This window comes from Methanothermobacter defluvii, assembly GCF_003385755.1.
Lineage (GTDB): Archaea > Methanobacteriota > Methanobacteria > Methanobacteriales > Methanothermobacteraceae > Methanothermobacter > Methanothermobacter thermautotrophicus.
In genome coordinates, this window is sequence record NZ_QREL01000002.1 from 204,831 (window position 1) to 221,147 (window position 16,317).

Annotated in this window: 17 protein-coding genes, 1 tRNA gene and 1 pseudogene; 4 read left to right on the forward strand and 15 right to left on the reverse strand. The window is 51.2% G+C overall.

Annotation, left to right across the window (positions count from 1 at the left end; genetic code table 11):
* Positions 1–3: 3 nt before the first annotated feature.
* Both C7452_RS06825 and C7452_RS06830 read right to left on the reverse strand, forming a co-directional pair.
* The gene (locus tag C7452_RS06825) at positions 4–2,376 is read right to left on the reverse strand and encodes a heavy metal translocating P-type ATPase (protein ID WP_115892648.1); all 2,373 of its coding nucleotides are present in this window, start codon (positions 2,374–2,376) and stop codon (positions 4–6) included.
* A 43-nt stretch (positions 2,377–2,419) separates the two neighbouring features.
* Complete coding sequence (locus C7452_RS06830) at positions 2,420–3,631, reverse strand: metal-dependent hydrolase family protein (protein WP_231855280.1); 1,212 nt, start codon at positions 3,629–3,631, stop codon at positions 2,420–2,422.
* A 95-nt stretch (positions 3,632–3,726) separates the two neighbouring features.
* Between C7452_RS06830 and C7452_RS09210 the strand changes: the two are divergent.
* Positions 3,727–3,891 (forward strand): annotated as a pseudogene (locus C7452_RS09210) (class III signal peptide-containing protein); the annotation flags it as partial.
* A 204-nt stretch (positions 3,892–4,095) separates the two neighbouring features.
* Here C7452_RS09210 and C7452_RS06840 read toward each other — a convergent pair.
* Positions 4,096–4,548, reverse strand: a complete 453-nt coding sequence (locus C7452_RS06840) for a hypothetical protein (protein WP_147299769.1) — start codon at positions 4,546–4,548, stop codon at positions 4,096–4,098.
* 260 nt (positions 4,549–4,808) lie between these two features.
* On the opposite strand from C7452_RS06840, the gene C7452_RS06845 reads away from it, so the two are divergent.
* The gene (locus tag C7452_RS06845) at positions 4,809–5,156 is read left to right on the forward strand and encodes a DUF5518 domain-containing protein (protein ID WP_115892650.1); all 348 of its coding nucleotides are present in this window, start codon (positions 4,809–4,811) and stop codon (positions 5,154–5,156) included.
* Here the strand turns inward: C7452_RS06845 and C7452_RS06850 are convergent.
* The 9 genes from C7452_RS06850 to cfbD all read right to left on the reverse strand — a co-directional run bounded on the left by C7452_RS06850 (position 5,153) and on the right by cfbD (position 13,240).
* Complete coding sequence (locus tag C7452_RS06850) at positions 5,153–5,548, reverse strand: DUF126 domain-containing protein (RefSeq protein WP_048176049.1); 396 nt, start codon at positions 5,546–5,548, stop codon at positions 5,153–5,155. The two genes, C7452_RS06845 and C7452_RS06850, sit on opposite strands and share 4 nt — an antisense overlap.
* Positions 5,549–5,633: 85 nt before the next feature.
* Positions 5,634–6,881, reverse strand: coding sequence for a tRNA pseudouridine(13) synthase TruD (gene truD / locus C7452_RS06855; protein WP_048176048.1), 1,248 nt, complete (start codon positions 6,879–6,881; stop codon positions 5,634–5,636).
* Between the two features lie 153 nt (positions 6,882–7,034).
* Positions 7,035–8,396 carry a coenzyme F390 synthetase gene (ftsA, locus tag C7452_RS06860; RefSeq protein WP_084126285.1) on the reverse strand — a complete coding sequence of 454 codons (1,362 nt, stop codon included), beginning with the start codon at positions 8,394–8,396 and terminating at the stop codon, positions 7,035–7,037.
* A 215-nt stretch (positions 8,397–8,611) separates the two neighbouring features.
* Positions 8,612–8,683 (reverse strand) — tRNA-Arg (locus C7452_RS06865).
* A gap of 71 nt (positions 8,684–8,754) precedes the next feature.
* The gene (locus C7452_RS06870; protein WP_048176045.1) at positions 8,755–9,138 is read right to left on the reverse strand and encodes a hypothetical protein; all 384 of its coding nucleotides are present in this window, start codon (positions 9,136–9,138) and stop codon (positions 8,755–8,757) included.
* 34 nt (positions 9,139–9,172) lie between these two features.
* Entirely contained in the window at positions 9,173–10,531 is a 1,359-nt protein-coding gene (locus C7452_RS06875) for an AIR synthase-related protein (RefSeq protein ID WP_048176043.1), read from the reverse strand.
* Between the two features lie 22 nt (positions 10,532–10,553).
* On the reverse strand, positions 10,554–11,150 hold the full coding sequence (gene hisH, locus C7452_RS06880) for an imidazole glycerol phosphate synthase subunit HisH (protein WP_048176042.1): 597 nt from the start codon (positions 11,148–11,150) through the stop codon (positions 10,554–10,556).
* 6 nt (positions 11,151–11,156) lie between these two features.
* Positions 11,157–12,161 (reverse strand): sugar phosphate nucleotidyltransferase, encoded by a 1,005-nt coding sequence (locus tag C7452_RS06885; RefSeq protein WP_115892651.1) that lies wholly within the window; start codon positions 12,159–12,161, stop codon positions 11,157–11,159.
* Entirely contained in the window at positions 12,161–13,240 is a 1,080-nt protein-coding gene (gene cfbD / locus C7452_RS06890; protein ID WP_115892652.1) for a Ni-sirohydrochlorin a,c-diamide reductive cyclase catalytic subunit, read from the reverse strand. The genes C7452_RS06885 and cfbD overlap by 1 nt, the downstream gene beginning before the upstream one ends.
* Positions 13,241–13,421: 181 nt before the next feature.
* Between cfbD and sfsA the strand changes: the two genes are divergently transcribed.
* Entirely contained in the window at positions 13,422–14,144 is a 723-nt protein-coding gene (gene sfsA, locus C7452_RS06895) for a DNA/RNA nuclease SfsA (RefSeq protein ID WP_115892653.1), read from the forward strand.
* A 13-nt stretch (positions 14,145–14,157) separates the two neighbouring features.
* Here sfsA and mthK read toward each other — a convergent pair whose 3' ends face one another.
* Positions 14,158–15,168 carry a calcium-gated potassium channel MthK gene (gene mthK / locus C7452_RS06900; protein WP_115892654.1) on the reverse strand — a complete coding sequence of 337 codons (1,011 nt, stop codon included), beginning with the start codon at positions 15,166–15,168 and terminating at the stop codon, positions 14,158–14,160.
* 102 nt (positions 15,169–15,270) lie between these two features.
* Positions 15,271–15,546, reverse strand: coding sequence for a hypothetical protein (locus tag C7452_RS06905; RefSeq protein WP_144245656.1), 276 nt, complete (start codon positions 15,544–15,546; stop codon positions 15,271–15,273).
* Between the two features lie 125 nt (positions 15,547–15,671).
* Here C7452_RS06905 and C7452_RS06910 point away from each other — a divergent pair, with 125 nt between their 5' ends.
* Entirely contained in the window at positions 15,672–16,073 is a 402-nt protein-coding gene (locus tag C7452_RS06910) for a hypothetical protein (RefSeq protein ID WP_010877128.1), read from the forward strand.
* Here the strand turns inward: C7452_RS06910 and C7452_RS06915 are convergent.
* On the reverse strand, positions 16,046–16,300 hold the full coding sequence (locus C7452_RS06915) for a hypothetical protein (protein ID WP_143485786.1): 255 nt from the start codon (positions 16,298–16,300) through the stop codon (positions 16,046–16,048). The two genes, C7452_RS06910 and C7452_RS06915, sit on opposite strands and share 28 nt — an antisense overlap.
* Between the last annotated feature and the right edge of the window lie 17 nt (positions 16,301–16,317).

Here is a 16,317-nt window from a genome sequence, read left to right on the forward strand (position 1 = left end):
AGATTAACCTTCTCCCTGCCTCTCCCTCAACCTTCTTGCAGGTGGGGTGTATCCCCTGAGGGTGAGTGAGAGGGATACCACTGTCACTGAACTGAGGGCCATTGCCAGACCCGCGTATTCTGGTCTGAATACGATTCCCAGGGGGTAAAGGGCTCCGGCAGCCAGTGGAATCAGCACAACGTTGTAGGCGAAGGCCCAGAAGATGTTCTGCCGGATCCTTGATATGACCTTCCCTGCCAGCTGGAGGGCCGCTGGAACATCAAGGGGGTCATCTCCCATGAGGACCACCTCACCGGCCTCCCTGGCTATGTCTGTTCCGCTACCAACCGCCACTCCGAGGTCGGCCTCTGCAAGTGCGGGGGCATCGTTTATACCGTCCCCGACAAAGGCGACTCCTTCACCCCTCTCTCGAAGCTCGGCCACCCTTGTTGCCTTATCCTGTGGGAGGACCTCTGCAATCACGGTCCCTATCCCCACCTCACGGGCCACAGCCTCCGCGGTTTTCCTGTTGTCCCCGGTTATCATTGCAGTGCCTATTCCCATCCTCTCCAGTTCCCTGACAGCCCGCGCTGAACCAGGCTTTATCTCATCTGAGACCGCTATGATCCCCTTCACCTCGCCATCCACTGCGACTATGACCACCGTCTTCCCATCTGATTCAAATTTTTCAGGGTCCCAGTGCTCCAGGGGGATGCCGTATTTCTCCATGAGGGCCCGGTTACCTGCAAGTACATGGTGTGAGTCCACCCTTCCCTCAAGTCCCATGCCGGGTATGGCCCGGAAGTCCTCGGCCTCCGGGACGTCAACCCCCTCCTCCTCGGCCCTCTCAGTTACTGCAGCTGCAATGGGGTGCCTGGATTTTCTCTCAAGAGCCGCTGCCAGGCCCAGCACATCACCAACCATGTCTGTGACCCTGGGCCTTCCCAGTGTCAGTGTGCCTGTTTTATCGAAGATCACGCACGATATCCTGTCGGATACCTCAAGGGCCTCACCCTTCTTTATGAGTATTCCAAGTTCAGCGCCCCTGCCTATACCCGCTGTGACAGCGGTTGGTGTTGCAAGGCCCAGTGCGCATGGACAGGCCACCACAAGTACGGATATGAGAACCGTGATGGACAGGAGTAACCCTGCACCCTCAACAAGGTACCAGAAGAGGAAGGCTGATGCTGCAACAAGCAGAACTGCGGGTATGAAATAGGATACTGCCCGGTCAGCAATCCTCTGTATGGGAGGCTTTGATGCCTGGGCCTCGTCAACGAGTTTTATTATACCTGAAAGGAAGGTTTCATCACCGGTGCGTTCAACCCTGAACCTCAGGATGCCGTCAGTGTTTATTGTACCTGCAACGACCTCTGATCCGGGTGTTTTAAGGGCCGGGAGGGGCTCACCTGTTATCATGGACTCATCCACATAGGAGGATCCCTCCACAACCTTTCCATCGGCGGGTACCCTGTCCCCTGGTCTCACAATTACCTCATCACCCACATCTATCTCGTGGATCCTCACCTCAACCTCCCTGCCGTCCCTGAGGACCGTGGCGGTGTCTGGCTGGAGTTCCATGAGCCTCCTCACAGCCTCTGACGTTTTACCCCGGGCACCTGCCTCCAGGTACCTTCCAAGGGTGAGGAAGGATGCCAGCATAAGTGCGGTGTCATAGAACATGAAATCGGATGGTAGAATCCCTGCGGTGCCCAGGATGCTTGACAGGAAGGCCACTCCTATACCCATTGAGTACATTACATCCATGTCAAGTGTCCCGGATCTCAGTGATCTGAGGGCCCCCCTGAATATCGGTCCTGAGACATAGATGAATGGTATGATTGACACCAGCAGCATGGATATACCCCCGCCGGGGGGCTGTAGACCGAGGTACATCATCGCCATCAGGGGGACTGACACTCCGAAACCCACTATTATTCTTCTAATTTTTGGTTTCAGGTCCTCACTGATCTCTTCACCCTCCAGACCGCTCACGGTGTACCCTAGATCCTCCACCGTCCTTTTGAGGTCCTCCACAGAGGTCAGGGATGGGTTATAGGAGATGTAGGCCTTTTCAGCTGCGAGGTTGACTGTGGCATTGCTTACGCCCTCAAGTCCCCTCAGGGCGGATTCTATTTTCTGTACACACATCGCACAGCTCATGCCACCCACAGCCATGGCTATGTTCTCATTGAGTACAGTGTAGCCGGCTTCCTCAATGGCGCCCTCCATATCGGAGAGATCAACCCTCCGGGGGTCATACTCAACTGAAACCTTTCCCTCAACCAGGTTGACCGCAGCATCGCGGATTCCATCCAGTTTTCTGAGGGCCTCCTCGATCTTCAGTGCGCATGCAGCGCACCCCATCCCGCCTATCCTTATCGTTATTCTTTTCATTTACATTCCACCAGATCCATGATTCAACCTGAACTTCAGCCAATCAAGAGACCAGCTCATCCCTGTAGATTATGCCATCCCTCACAACCAGGAGCACGTTCCCGGGCCTGGAGAGTTCGTCTATCTCCTCCACCGGATTCACCTCAGTTACAACAATATCTGCAATTTTACCCTTTTCTATTGAACCTATCCTGTCCTCCCACCCCATGCATTCGGCTGCATGTATGGTTCCAGCCCTTATGGCTTCCAGTGGTTCCATGCCGGTCTCTGTAAGGTAGGATAGTTCAAGCAGGTTCATTCCATGCTCAACAACACCTGAATCTGTGCCCATAACCATCCGCACGCCCTCATTGTAGGCCATCTCCATGTTCTCCCTGTGGACTTCTGCCACCTCAATGGCGTCCCTGCGGCTGTATTCCGCCAGTTCTCCCCTCAGGGCCTTATCGTTGTTGAGGCGGGTTACCAGGAATGTTGGTACCAGGTAGACGCCCCTTTCAGCCATCAACCTGGCGGTCCTTTTATCCAGGTATGTTCCATGTTCAACTGAATGAACACCCGCCTTTATGGAATTCTTTATCCCCTGGAGACCATGGGCATGGACCATAACATTTTTACCCCTGAATGATGCCTCCTCAACTATGGCTGCAAGTTCTGACGGTGTGAACTGGGTGTCCGATGGTCTGTCCGTGCTGCTCATGACTCCACCAGTCGCCATTACCTTAACAACATCCGCCCCTGCCCTCAGGACCTCCCTCGTCCTCTTCCTCACAGATGGGATCCCATCACAGATACCGGAGGGTAGCCCCCTGTATCTCCTTTCAATGTTGAGTCCGGATCTTGTGTGAAAGTCGAAGTGGCCTCCTGTGATTGATAGGGGCGTGACGCTTATCTGCATCCTGGGCGCCTGGATGATGTGGCTGTCGGAGGCCATCTTAACACCGAGGTCTGCAAGGCCAGCGTCCCTTACCGTTGTAACACCTGCCTGGAGGGTTGCCCTCATGTTCTCAAGGGCCCTGTAGAAGTAGAGTGAGAGTGGATCCTCAAGTTTGCTCTCTGTCCTGAACCCATCTTCCATTAGATGGGTGTGCAGGTCAATGAAGCCGGGGAGAATGAACTTATCAGAGGCATCAATAACCTCAACACCTGTGACACTACTCTCAATGGCGGTTATCCTCCCCCTATCAACAAGCACGTACCTCCTTTCATGCTCCCCTGAATGGATGTCCAGAACTTCACCCTTCACTGCAAATCTCATGGAAAAACCCCTGAAAATACCCTTATGGTCACCTTCAATTCTGTAAGGAAAATATATATACAACGGAACCTATATAGATTTAGGGGCTGATCTACATGTTTTCTGAATCATTTTTACTGGATGAATCCGGTCAGTCATCCTCAGAATACATACTCCTCTTCGGAGCCATGGTGGTCATTGCAATACTCGCACTGATAATCTACAGGTCCTACTTCCAGAGGAGCAGACTAAACTCTGCCCAGGACACCGGGGAGGTACGCTGCAGTACCGATAGTGGAAGTGCCTCTGAGAACCCCCCGACAAATAACACCTCCGGCCCTGGCCCGGAGCCAGAACCGATACCCCCATCGTTCCCGTGAGCAGCTTGAACTGCTGGCCCCATCCAGGAACATGAAAACCTATATTCTAGATTTTCTCAGTACTATCTGCTGTAACTCATCCATCGTTACCGAGAACATAAAAACCTATATTCTAGATTTTCCCTCATAGTCGGAGATGAGTGCAGCTACCATGACCGCGCCGGCCATGTTCATTGAGAGGTCCCTCATTGTGTCTGAGTACAGGGCAGCAGATGGCTCATAGTAGATTAAAAACCCTGTGATTTCATATAAGAGACAGAAGAGGACTGCAGCCGATACCGTGAACATGAACCTCTCCCACTGGCTCAGTTTTTTGAGTGCGCCATGGAGGAGTGTTGAAAGATAAATTGCCACCACAAGACCCGCAGTAAAGTGCTCGGCCATGTTCACTGCAAGGGGCCCTGAGGCAGCCAGTAGCTTCAGTGCAAATTCAGCGGGGGGATACATTATGACTGTTAAGATGAAGATCCTCCTTTTATGGCCATCAAGGAATCCCTCCGGTTTATAGACGATTATTATGGCGGAAAAGATCAGTCCCGCCAGGAGCTTAAAGTTCATGTCAGGATGGGAAAGGAGGAACACCGTTAACCAGACGATCAGAAAAACCGGTACCCATTTATCATCAAAAAATGAGAGCTTATAATCATTAAAATCATCAATAACCATGAAATGCAACTCCTTAGCACCCAAAAACCGTTCGAATTATCCCATGAATGAATCTCTGGTCCAGCAAGTTCTTACTTTTATCTGGGGCATCATTACCAATCCGACCATAACATTATATATCCATCATAAATTATTATTCATGGTGATCGATGATGGAAATTGAAGTTAACTGGAAGGCAGTTGTTTCTGGTATCATCCTTACAGTCATCCTTGGACCCCTCCTCAGATTACTGATCCCCTCATTGATGGGCGTGCTTTCAATTCTCCTGGCCTCTGTGGCCTGCGGTTACATCGCAGATAAGGATTATCTCAACGGTGCGGTGAATGGGGTTATCATGGGGGCCGCCGTTGGCATCATAAACATCCTCATGGTCTACATCAAAACTGGTATCATGAATATGCCGATCCTCTCAATACTTATATACGCCCTTGCAGGTGATATGAGCCTTGGATTCCTTGGTGGGAGCGCCGGCAGCATACTGGGGTCCTTCAGGGACTAGAACCTTATTTTTCCCTCCTCAGCATCCACCTCAACCTCCATTGAATCCTCCAGAAGACCGAGGAGGTCCTCCGAGGGTCTGTCCACCATGGGTATGCCGGCCATTATGGCCCCGGTTGCGATTATTGGCTCCGCGTTCAGGCATATTATGGCGGCCGGAGCTGTTTCGTTCTTTGCCATCTGAAATATGACATAGGACCCCACCGTGGAGCCCTTACCGCCGGGTATGAGGAGAACCTTCCCCTTCATGCTCCTGCCATGGAGGGGGTGTTTCTGGTCAATAACCCTCCCCGTGCCGGGATCAACTCCTCCGAGAAAGCTCAATGGTTCAGTTGATACCAGAACTGGACCTCTTCCCTTTCCACGTGATATAACTCTGCAGTCAACTTCCACCGGATCATCTCCATACCTTTAATCATTCAGTAAGTGGTCACGGATATTCAGTAAAATCCATGGACCCACCTGCATGTCTGAAGACCTAGACAACATCCTTTTTCATGATCTCCCTTAAAACAGAGGTTGCATAGCACCCCCTGGGTATTGAGAATTCAACTGTAAGGCCCTCCTGGCTCTCATGGGCATCCACGTCCCATATCCTGAAGCGTATCGCCCTCCTCATGCCATGGCTTCCCAGTTTGGGGACCTTTATTGAGTTGAAGTCCTCAAGGGACACTCCCTCATCCTCAAGTATCCTCCTCTCAATCTCACCGGGCCTTCCACTGGCAAGGGGGACCTTGCTGCCATATAATGGTGCTGTCGGATGGGCCTCGAAGTTGAGGATCAGCTCCTCCAGTTCATCTTGATCAGCGTCATGTATTATGTGCTGGTCATTATCAATGACTATATCGCCGGGGATGTGGGTGTTTATGCCGAGGGCCACCCTCTCACTTACTGCCCGGTTGAAGAGGTATGACTGGTAGGCGTGGACGAACATCCTCTTCAGGGGCTTCGGAAGTGCATGGATGGCCCTCACGTATGATTCGTCTGAGAACTCACCCCTACGTAGATCCCTGAGCATCGGTCTCAGCATCATCCTCTCATACCTCATTGATGATGGCATGAGCTCATATGCCTCCTCAAGGTCGCCCCTGTCATAGGCCCTCCTGGCCTCTGAAACAATCTCTGATTCCCCCTCAAGGGGGTTACCTATGTAGCTGTCAACCGCGCCCTTTACATCGCCATGGACAAGTGCCCGTCCAACAAGGTGCGTGTTTGCCCTTGGACTCCCAAAGCGCTGCCAGCCATAGTAATTCGGGACACCCTTAGCCTCAAGTTCCTGGAGGGTGGCCTTGGCTGTCTCCAGGGGTTCATCGATTTCGGTGTCCCTTATCCGGATCCTGAAACGGTTGCCCAGCAGCTGACCCATCCGGAGTTTCTTCTCATTTGCTGTGACCCTGAGGAATTTAACGTTTCTTATCCTTTCCTCTATGGCCTTAACCTCTGAGGGTGCTGTGTTGCTCACACATATCCACTGTCTGGTGACGGCCCTCTTATCCTTCATGCCAGCGAATCCCATCCTTCTCCTGTCAAGGTGGAGTTCCCTTGCAATGTCGAGGAGGACGTCTAGGGTTGTCCTGCCCTCCTTCTCTATCCATATCCATGTGTTGGGGCCGCTGCCACTGGGCTCTGTGAGGGGGATCTCCTCCACCTCAAAGTCCCTGTTATGCACCCTTATTCTTCCACCGGTCCCCTCTGTTGATGTGACATAGGTTTCTGCATTCAGCATCGTTTTACTCCAGAATTTATGTACTCAGTCGATAATGTTTCTGCATTCAGCACCATTTTAATTATATAATTCGCTATCCACTGAAGGAAGGCCCAGTTCCCTGAAACTATCCGTCCATGATGATGTCTGCCCTACATCCCAACCTTAGCTGGACTATCTCCTATCCACTATACGCTTGGGCCTGCCCTTAACCTTATAAAATTCGAGTTCGCCTGGCCCTACGAAGTTGAATATTATCTCAAATGTTCCCTCAAGGTAGGCATCATGCAGGTCCCTCTTATATTTGAAGAAGGCCCCTATAAAGTTCTCCTGGATTATCTCCTTGGCGCAGTTTCCTGGATCCTCACATTCAAGGGAGACCCTCATGGTCACTGTGCCCTCATCCTCGTCCCCGTAGAGGAAGGCCTCATATTCTCCTGTGAGGTAATCCATGTTCTCCCTCTGGAAAACCGCTGCCTCAACGTCAACACGGTTGAATGGATGACCGGAGATCCAGAAGGTCTCTGCCTCCCTTTCAGGGTTCATTATCCTCATGTGGGTCCTTCCACACCTGCACGTGTCCCTTGATATGACCACGGTTGTGTCCTCGGTGTCATAGTTGAGCAGGAGTGTGCCGGTCCTCTCACCAACGGGTAGCAGGGTTGTCAGGACTATCCTGCCGCATTCCCCATCATCAACGAAGTCCCTGAGGTTGGGGTCATAGACATCCAGGTGTACGAGGTCCTCGGGGACGTGGAGTCCCTCCTTGATGTGGCATTCCCCACACATGGTCCCCTCGGTGCTCCCATAGGTGTTGTAGACATCAACTCCCCACAGTTCCTCGACGTATGCCCTTGATTCCGGCGCAAAGCTTTCACCACCGACCACCAGCCTCTTTATGCTTGACTCCCTGGGATCAATTCCCTGCTCCTTCATTCGCCTTGCGAGCCTCAGCAGTTTGAATACGTTTGCAACTATCCCTGTTGGCTGGTAGTTCTCCATTATCCTCACAGGAAATGTGCATTTGCCCTCAGGTATTATTGTCATTCCTATCTTCTGTGCTGCCAGTGTCATCGTGTTGGCCCCGACATTCATGCCGTAGGATGCGCATACGACGACCCGGTCACCTGTTTCAAATCCCTGGGATACAAAGGACCTCGCATACTTCTCTGCGTACCTCTGCCAGTCCCCCCATGTGAGGAAGAAGGACTTTGGTCTTCCGCTGGTGCCGCTGGTCTCATGGATGGTGTAGATCTCCTCCCAGGGGGCGCATTTAAATTCAAATCTGTCCTTTTCAGGTGGCTGGTTTTTCCTTACTGTTTCACCGCTTATTATAGGGAGCTCCCTGAGGTCCTCATGACTCTTTATATCTGAGGGCCTGATATTGTTCTTCCTGAACCATTTGCTGTAGAATGGAGAGTTTTCATATGCATAGTTAACTGTGTACCTTATCCTCTCCTCTACAAGGGCGTCCAATTCGCCACGTTCCATGGTCTCTATTTCAGGATTGAAGTAGGTCCCCATAACAACCACCATCTCCAGACATTAGTTTGTCGTCCATGAAATAAAGATTTGCTGATGATCTCCATCCCGACATGATCAGAGCAAGAATGAGAAGAGATTTGCTGACGGTCCGCTTCAGGTTCCGCTTCCAGCGCTGATTCCAGATCAGACGGTACACTGGGACGGACGCAGTTACTTGATGGTTTCGCCCTTTAAATAGAATCAGTGGATTTTAATGTGAAGGTGAGTGCCCTGACCGGGACTTGAACCCGGGTAATAGGATCCGCAGTCCTACGTGATATCCGCTACACTATCAGGGCAAAATGAGAGTGAAGGGTAGTTTATACCATCCTATATTAATAATTTTCCATGCAGGTATTTAAGTCTTGCATCAGGGTTTCCATAGATAGAGTCTGAAGGTGACGTTTCCCCGCGACCTCACAGCCACGTCTATGTCTTCTGCATCCTCCATTGAACCACGGGATGCAACGGTAACCTCACCGGTCCCCCTGTCAGCTGTGAGATTGTAGTCCATCCCCTCAAGGGTCCTGTTGAGGAAATCCGATGCCATGGTTGGGTCAGGAGACTCTGCAAGGCCATCCAGTATGCTTTCACCTGATGGATAGGACGCCATGGCATCAAGGACATCCCCTGCTTTCGGAGATTCAGGGGTGACCAGCGGGGGGTCCGTGTTGATGACGGATGCCGTTACTATGAAGACCACTGTGAGTGCAAGAACCGCGTCGGTTGTGGATATGTAGCCCCCATCATCCATGATATCCCTTCAAGAAGGCTGTACTCTCTTAGATCTACTCCCTGGAGATCATCCGGACCACCATGTCCTTCTTCTCTATGGCACGCCTTGCAGCATCCTCAACCTTCCTCTTCATCTCCTCAAAGTCCTGGGGTGTTTTATCACCCACCATCTTCTTTATCTGGGTGTATGCTGCCTCACGGAAGAGTGGCCTGAGTTCCTCCTCTGAACCGTCCCTCAGGAGAACCGGGACCCCTGAGTCAGTTACCCTTCCTATTTCTGCAACATCAACGCCTGCACCCCTTATGGTGTCCATAACATCAGGGGCCACGTCCTCGGGGGCTATTATCATGAGCGAATCTATGGAGACGCCGAGGGGGTCAATTTCAAGGTCCTGCAGCATCGCCAGGACACTGGGGTTTATCATGGACATGACCGCATCGGCATCGAATTCCAGTCCAACCCCGGCTGTTGAGGATATCTCATGTGCATCTCCCCTCAGACCGCCATTTGTAACGTCTGTCATTGCATGGACATCGCCCAGGAGCCCTGAATCCATTATGGCCTCGGAGGCCCTTATGAAATTCACGTCAAGAGTCTCCCATACAACATCGAAGAGTCCATGGTATATGGCGGTTGTGGTTATTGTCCCGCCTCCTGACCCCTCTGTTAGGAGTATGACGTCTCCGGGCTCTGCACGCTTCCTGGCTGTTGGTGGTGTCTCTGAAAAGCCTATGGCCCCGACTGCGCTGACAAGCCTGTCACCAAGGACCATGTCACCCCCGACCCTCAGGGTGCTCCCGGCGACCACCGGGACGTCAACGAGTTCTGATACTGCTGCAACCCCTGCAGTGAAGTCAAATAGTTTACCGACGTCACCATCATCTGCAAGGTGGAGGTCGCTTATGAGGGCCACGGGCCTTGAACCCATCACACACACATCCCTCAGGGCTGCCCTGGTGACATGGAAGCCCCCGAGGAAGGGGTATTCGCTTAGGCGTGAGTGTATCCCATCCACTGCGGTTGTTATGTATACGTCCCCACTTCCTGTTTCAGTCCTTACGACGCCACCATCATCCTGTGCCTCAGGATTTATGAATGAACGTGTCCCTGTGCTTGAAACGATATCTGCGATCTTCCTGTGGACAAAAAAGTCGCCCTCACCCCGGGACCCGACCCCCATCTCACCCATTCCAACCCCTGCAGGGGGGTATGATATTATGGTCCTGAGGCCGTCGTCCAGTCCGCCGGTTTTAAGGGTATTCTTAACCTCATAGATAACCGCGTCCGCCATCCGGATGGATGTTTCCCTGTCTGTATCCTTGAATTCCAGTATAAGGTCAGCCAGTGCGTTCCTGAGTGACTCCTCATCCATGGAATCCATGTTTCGCCTTACAAATCCCTCTATATCCATTATCCAACCTCTCACTGATCTTTCATGCCCTGATTATCTCTACAAAGTTCCTTAGAACATCCAGTCCGGCTTCCCCGCTCTTTTCAGGGTGGAACTGGGTTGCATGGATGTTATCAGATTCGATGGCCGCTGTCATCTCAACCCCATAATCTGTCCTTGCAACGACCACATCGGTGGAGGGTTCAGCATAGTAGGAGTGGACGAAGTAGAAGTACTCATCCTCAGCACCCTCAAGGAGCTGTGAATCCTTCACAATTACCAGCTGGTTCCAGCCCATATGGGGCACCTTATTGCCAGGGGGTATCCTTATTACCCTTCCAGGTATAAGGTCAAGGCCCTGGACACCGGGAGATTCCTGGCTCTCTGAAAGAAGTACCTGAAGCCCTAGGCATATCCCCAGGAAGGGTTTCCCGTCCCTTATGTTCCCCAGAAGGGTTTCCCTCAGGTCCTCGAGTTTGGCCATCGCACTTCCGAAGGCACCGACACCCGGGAGTACGAGTGCGTCAGCGGCTGCAAGGATCTGTGGATCGGATGTCACACGGGCATCTGCCCCTATCCTCCTGAATGCATTGGCTATGCTCCTGAGGTTTCCGCTTCCATAGTCTATGATGGCTATCAAGACAGCTCACCTTGTATAGTAATCCTGGACCCTCACGGTGTCGTTGAGGTGTGGTGTTGACACCTCATGGAGTATGGTGTTCTCCATCGCCACTATGGAGTGCCTTTCTCCCGGCTCTATGCGGATGGTGTCGTTCTTGCTGAAGTACTCCTTCCGGTTATCGAATTCTATGTAACCTGAGCCTGAGATTATGTACATCGTCTCATCCTTCTCCTCATGGTAATGGAATGATGTGCGGTAGCCCTCCCTTATGAAGAGCTCCTTTGTGAGGTACTTCTCGGTGTTTATGAGGATCTTCTCATAGCCCCATGGCTTGTCCTCCCGGTTACGGTACTCCTTCCTTATCTCCTCAAGTTCTTTGGAGGTGTCGATGGCCATCCAGAAGAGACCATCCTCCCTGTAGTAGCCCAGCTTGTTCTCCTTTGCCATGAGGGGGAAGAGTGTCTTTTCGATGTCACCTGACTCAAAGTCGCCGAAGTCGAGGTTTCCCTGGGAGAAGTAGACCCCTGCGTTGATGTAATAGTCAAGGAGTGGTTTCTCCCTGAAGTTCACTATCTTATCACCGCTGGTTTCAACTATGCCGTAGGGTGACTGCATCCTGGTTATGAACATGGTTAGGGGGTAATCTGACATCTCACCCAGGTGTATCATCTTCTTTATATTGAGGTCAGCCACAACATCCCCATTCCTTATTATGCACTGTTTCTCTCCATCTATGGCCTCCATGCCAAGCCTTATTGCGTTAAGTGTTCCCAGTGGCTTCTCCTCCCTTACATACTCTATTCTGAGTCCCTTGTAGTTATCACCATACCTCTCCTCTATCTTTTCCCCGAGGAAGCCTGTGAGGAGGTAGGCCCTTTTTATGCCTGCATTTTTGAGGTCAAAGAGCTGCTTATCAAGGATTGTGTAGCCATCCTTTATCTCAATGAGTGGTTTTGGTATTCTCTCGGTGAGGGGTCTCAGGCGTTTCCCGAATCCCCCGCAGAGTATCATTCCAACTGTTTCAGCCATTATATCACCTTTTCAATGTTTCTTCTAAGGGCATCTCCAAAATCAGATTCCACTATGCTGCTCTGTCCCAGTGTCCTTGCATGGGCATCCAGCTCGGCCACCACATGGGTGTAACCAAGTTCCCTCAGTGGCTCCACGAGTCTGGGTCCATCGGTAACTGCCACGGATTCAATATTCAGTTCCTCAACTGGAAGTGCATGGGGAACTCCGGATACCACTGCAAACTCTATTTTCTCATTCCTTAATATTTCTGCGGCCCTTGCACCGGTTATGGGGTACTCATCCAGGCCACCTGTTATGTGATCCACCCGGTTACCGCTCCTCTCTATCTCTGATAGTATGCTCTCTGCATGCCTCCGTATCCTTGGAAGACCAACATCCCTATCAAGATTCGCGATTATAATGGGGGAGTTATCAGGGTTCAGTGAACTGAAGGGCAGGGTCAGGATGTCAGCGAATAGATAGGATGTCTCCTTCTTGGCATTGAGGACAAATGCCACCCTTCTACCTTCCATTATGGCTTCAAGGACCCTCAGAGCCACCTCATCCTTATCATCACCGTAGGATGGGCGGATGTATTCCCCCTGAGCCATGCCCCTTGTCTTCTCAATTTCGGTTGCGAGTTTCAGCATCTTTATCTGGCGCTCTGCCTCCTCTTTCGGGATTATACCCTGCTCCGCAGCTGCCTCCAGGACTATTATGGCACCCTCGGTGTTATCGCCCTCCCCGAAGCCGCCATGGGATTCCACGGCGAGGACCCTTGCAGGTATACTGGCCCTCTGGACAGCCTCCTTCAGGTCCTCTCCGATTATCATGCTGGCACAGGTTCCCACCACACCCACAAGCTGGGGGGAGAACATTTCATATGCCTTCCTGAGGGTCTCTGTGAGTTTATCGGATGCCCCGAAGATGAAGTCCTGCTCTGACATCGCAGTTGTTAGAACACGGACTCCGTCAGTTTCAAGGAGTCTCCCTGTCCTGAAGCAGCAGCCGTGGGGGCCGTGGAGGATTATCACGTCAGCGTCAAGGTCTCTGAGTGTGTAAAGTGATGCAGCTATTGGGCTGGGTCTTGGATGCAAATTCCTTCACCTCAAATGTCTGTAGTGATGCAAACATGGGCTCTCAGTCGTTCCCGGGATCCCTGCAGGAACGACCCTCAAGGGTCTGTAGTGGTGCATTGGCGGACCCCGGATGAGAAGTCCTTCCTCATGATTCATATCCATGGATTGATTAATATTCATTTAGAAGCTTACATATATAATGATGGTTGCCGTGATCATAGAGAACCCCATAAGGGGAAGCTACATTGAAAGGCCCAACAGGTTCACGGTCGCTGTTCATGTGGATGGTGAGAGGCGACTGGCCCACCTGAGGGATCCCGGGAGGCTCAGAGAACTTCTGATACCTGGAAACGATATTATACTGAGGAAAGCTCCCCCTGGAAACCGGAAAACAGAGTTTGATGTTATAGCCCTCAGGAGGGGTGATGAGTGGGTACTTGTAAATTCGGGCTTCCACAGTGACCTTGCCGCCATTATAATGGAGTCCTCAACCGTGGATGAGTTTCAGGGTTTCAGGATAGAAAAAAGAGAATACAGCTTCGGTAGAAGCAGAATCGATTTTCTGCTGGCATCTGAAGATGAAAGGATGCTCGTTGAGGTTAAGGGTTGCACCCTTGTCAGAAGAGACCTTGCACTTTTCCCTGACGCGCCCACAGAGAGGGGCAGGAGACACATTGAGGAACTGGAACATGCCCTCTCTGAGGGCTACCGCAGCAGTGTACTCTTCCTTGTATTCGGTAAGGGGGCACGTTTTTTCTCTCCAAATCATGAGATGGATCCTGAGTTTTCATCGGCATTAAAAAGGGCCCATGAAGCGGGTGTGAATGTAATAGCACACACCATGGCCACTGATCTCAATGGGAGCGTCCTTGTGTATCCCCTCAGAAGAATACCCGTACTCTGGCCTGATGAATCACCGTGAAGGCCCTGAAAGTTCAGATCCCGATGTAATCCTTCAACCTTTCAATCTCCTCTGGTTTTCCTATGCCCAGTATTATATCCCCTGCCCTGAAGGAGTAATCCCTGGGGGGATCTATTATGAGTTCATCTCCACGTCCCACTCCGATTACGATAACCCCCGTCACCTCATGGATGTCGGCATCAAGAACTGAGATTCCCTCAAGTTTGCTCCCCGCGGGGACCGGAACTTCCACCATCCTCCTTGTGGACTCCTCTGCGAGTACATCCTGTACAAACATTGCCTCATAGCCGTCATCGATGCTCCTCGACATCAGCCTCCCTGATATGACAAAGGGGGATATCACCTGATCAGCCCCTGCCATCCTCAACTGCTCAATGTTCTCGTATCTCTCAGCCTCGGCTACGATCCTCACTGATTCATCGATCTTCCTTATGCCAAGTATGCAGTGTATGGTCTCTGAATCAGATTCAAGGTCAACTATAACTGCCCTTGCACCCCTTACATTGGCCTTTTCAAGGTCAGAGATCCTCGTGGGATCCCCATGGACAAAGCTGGCCCCGCTCCTCAGGACCTTCTTCCTTACATTCTCATCCTCTGCAAGTACAAAAACCTCGCTCCCCCGGAGTTCCCTGAGGCACTCCAGTGTGCTCTCACTCCAGCCACATATAACCACGTGCCTTGATTTAGCCACATCTATCAGCCCCATTAATTTCATCTGCTCCCTGTTTATGAGGAACTCTAAAAGTCTTTCAACTGCAACCGCGAAGGTTCCTATGCCAAATACGATCAGAGTTACCGTGAAGTACATTCCAAGTGGCGTTGAGGGACTGTAGTCACCGTAACCAACGGTTGCTATTGTTACAAAGGTCCAGTAGAGGGAAACCGTCCATGACTCCCCCTCTATGAAATGGAACCCTGCTGTGCCGTAGATGATCACAGCAAGGACAAGGAGGAGGATGCGCGTGGCCGGGACCTTTAAGACCCTCGGAAGATGCTTTCTTATGATCTCAATTACAAGGACCATCCTATCCCCTCAGGACTCATCAATCACTGTCAAAGATTCCACCACCCATCAGCATCCAGTTACTGTCTGTAAACAGCGAATGCGCAACCAGCCATTCGTCTATCATCGCCTCAGATAGAGGAGAATCAGCACAGCTATCACAACAATTAGAATGATAAGGACAAGAAGCCATAGCCAGTCCCCACCTGCAGAATCATCAGCGCCACCAGAATCATCATCGTCGTCGAGGTCAATATGTTTTCCTGATGAACTCTTAAACCCCCCGCCAGCCTTACCCGTCATGGCTGGTTTCAGGGGATCCCCTGAGTGGGCCATGCAGGTCCCTATCGATGAACCCGCCACAAATATCATGAGCATGAGAAGAGCTAACCATCTCATACCAGCACCTCCATTTCTTTAATTAATCATAGTTCATTCCGGGCCCTATAAATTAGTATCCCTGTATGATCAACCATACAACTCCCCGTAAGGATTACATAATTCTTCAGACATAATACTCTACTATGAAGGTGAAATGTGAGGAATGCGGGGAAACCTACACCCTAAATGATGGGGAGGACCCTGATGATTACATCTGCGAATGCGGCGGAAAACTCAAAAGGGAAACATTCTTGAGGAGAACAGCTCTAGGGGTGGGAGTGTTCTCTATCCCCTACGGCTTCATAGGATTCTCAGAACTCACATTGGGTGGCATTGCTTTAGCGGTGATACTATGGTTCAATGGGAAGGACACATCCTTCGATGATGCCCCATTCATGACCAAGGTCATTGCAGTCATCGCATGGATCTTCTCTCTAGGCACAGCGCTCATCTTAATCCTATCAAGTCTTTTATGGCATGTACCATCTACCATGACTCTCCCCTTCTTCATGGTCCTCTATATCCTCGATCGCATACTCTTGTAGTTGAGTTCTTTTAGTCTATCCAGTTCCGCTTCAACATCCCTCACTGCTGGCCCCTGCCTGGGCGGGTCCTGGAATGATAGCAGGCACTCCGTGAAGGAGGAGTATGGCATCTCTAGGATGTACTCCAGGGGCCAACCCGCCTCCACACTTAACCTGTAGATTTGCCTTTTGAGGATGATCCACTCCTCCTCCGCTGACCTCCTCTTTTCTTTTTTTATTCTCCTCATCATGTCCCTTACATACT

Bases quoted from the DNA above. Each gene is read 5' to 3' on its own strand.
- C7452_RS06825 (WP_115892648.1), bottom strand. From the start codon at position 2,376: ATGAAAAGAATAACGATAAGGATAGGCGGGATGGGGTGCGCTGCATGC.
- C7452_RS06830 (WP_231855280.1), bottom strand. From the start codon at position 3,631: ATGAGATTTGCAGTGAAGGGTGAAGTTCTGGACATCCATTCAGGGGAG.
- C7452_RS06840 (WP_147299769.1), bottom strand. From the start codon at position 4,548: ATGAACTTTAAGCTCCTGGCGGGACTGATCTTTTCCGCCATAATAATC.
- C7452_RS06845 (WP_115892650.1), top strand. From the start codon at position 4,809: ATGGAAATTGAAGTTAACTGGAAGGCAGTTGTTTCTGGTATCATCCTT.
- truD (WP_048176048.1), bottom strand. From the start codon at position 6,881: ATGCTGAATGCAGAAACCTATGTCACATCAACAGAGGGGACCGGTGGA.
- ftsA (WP_084126285.1), bottom strand. From the start codon at position 8,396: ATGGTGGTTGTTATGGGGACCTACTTCAATCCTGAAATAGAGACCATG.
- C7452_RS06870 (WP_048176045.1), bottom strand. From the start codon at position 9,138: ATGGATGATGGGGGCTACATATCCACAACCGACGCGGTTCTTGCACTC.
- C7452_RS06875 (WP_048176043.1), bottom strand. From the start codon at position 10,531: ATGGATATAGAGGGATTTGTAAGGCGAAACATGGATTCCATGGATGAG.
- C7452_RS06885 (WP_115892651.1), bottom strand. From the start codon at position 12,161: ATGGCTGAAACAGTTGGAATGATACTCTGCGGGGGATTCGGGAAACGC.
- sfsA (WP_115892653.1), top strand. From the start codon at position 13,422: ATGATGGTTGCCGTGATCATAGAGAACCCCATAAGGGGAAGCTACATT.
- mthK (WP_115892654.1), bottom strand. From the start codon at position 15,168: ATGGTCCTTGTAATTGAGATCATAAGAAAGCATCTTCCGAGGGTCTTA.
- C7452_RS06905 (WP_144245656.1), bottom strand. From the start codon at position 15,546: ATGAGATGGTTAGCTCTTCTCATGCTCATGATATTTGTGGCGGGTTCA.
- C7452_RS06910 (WP_010877128.1), top strand. From the start codon at position 15,672: ATGAAGGTGAAATGTGAGGAATGCGGGGAAACCTACACCCTAAATGAT.
- C7452_RS06915 (WP_143485786.1), bottom strand. From the start codon at position 16,300: ATGAGGAGAATAAAAAAAGAAAAGAGGAGGTCAGCGGAGGAGGAGTGG.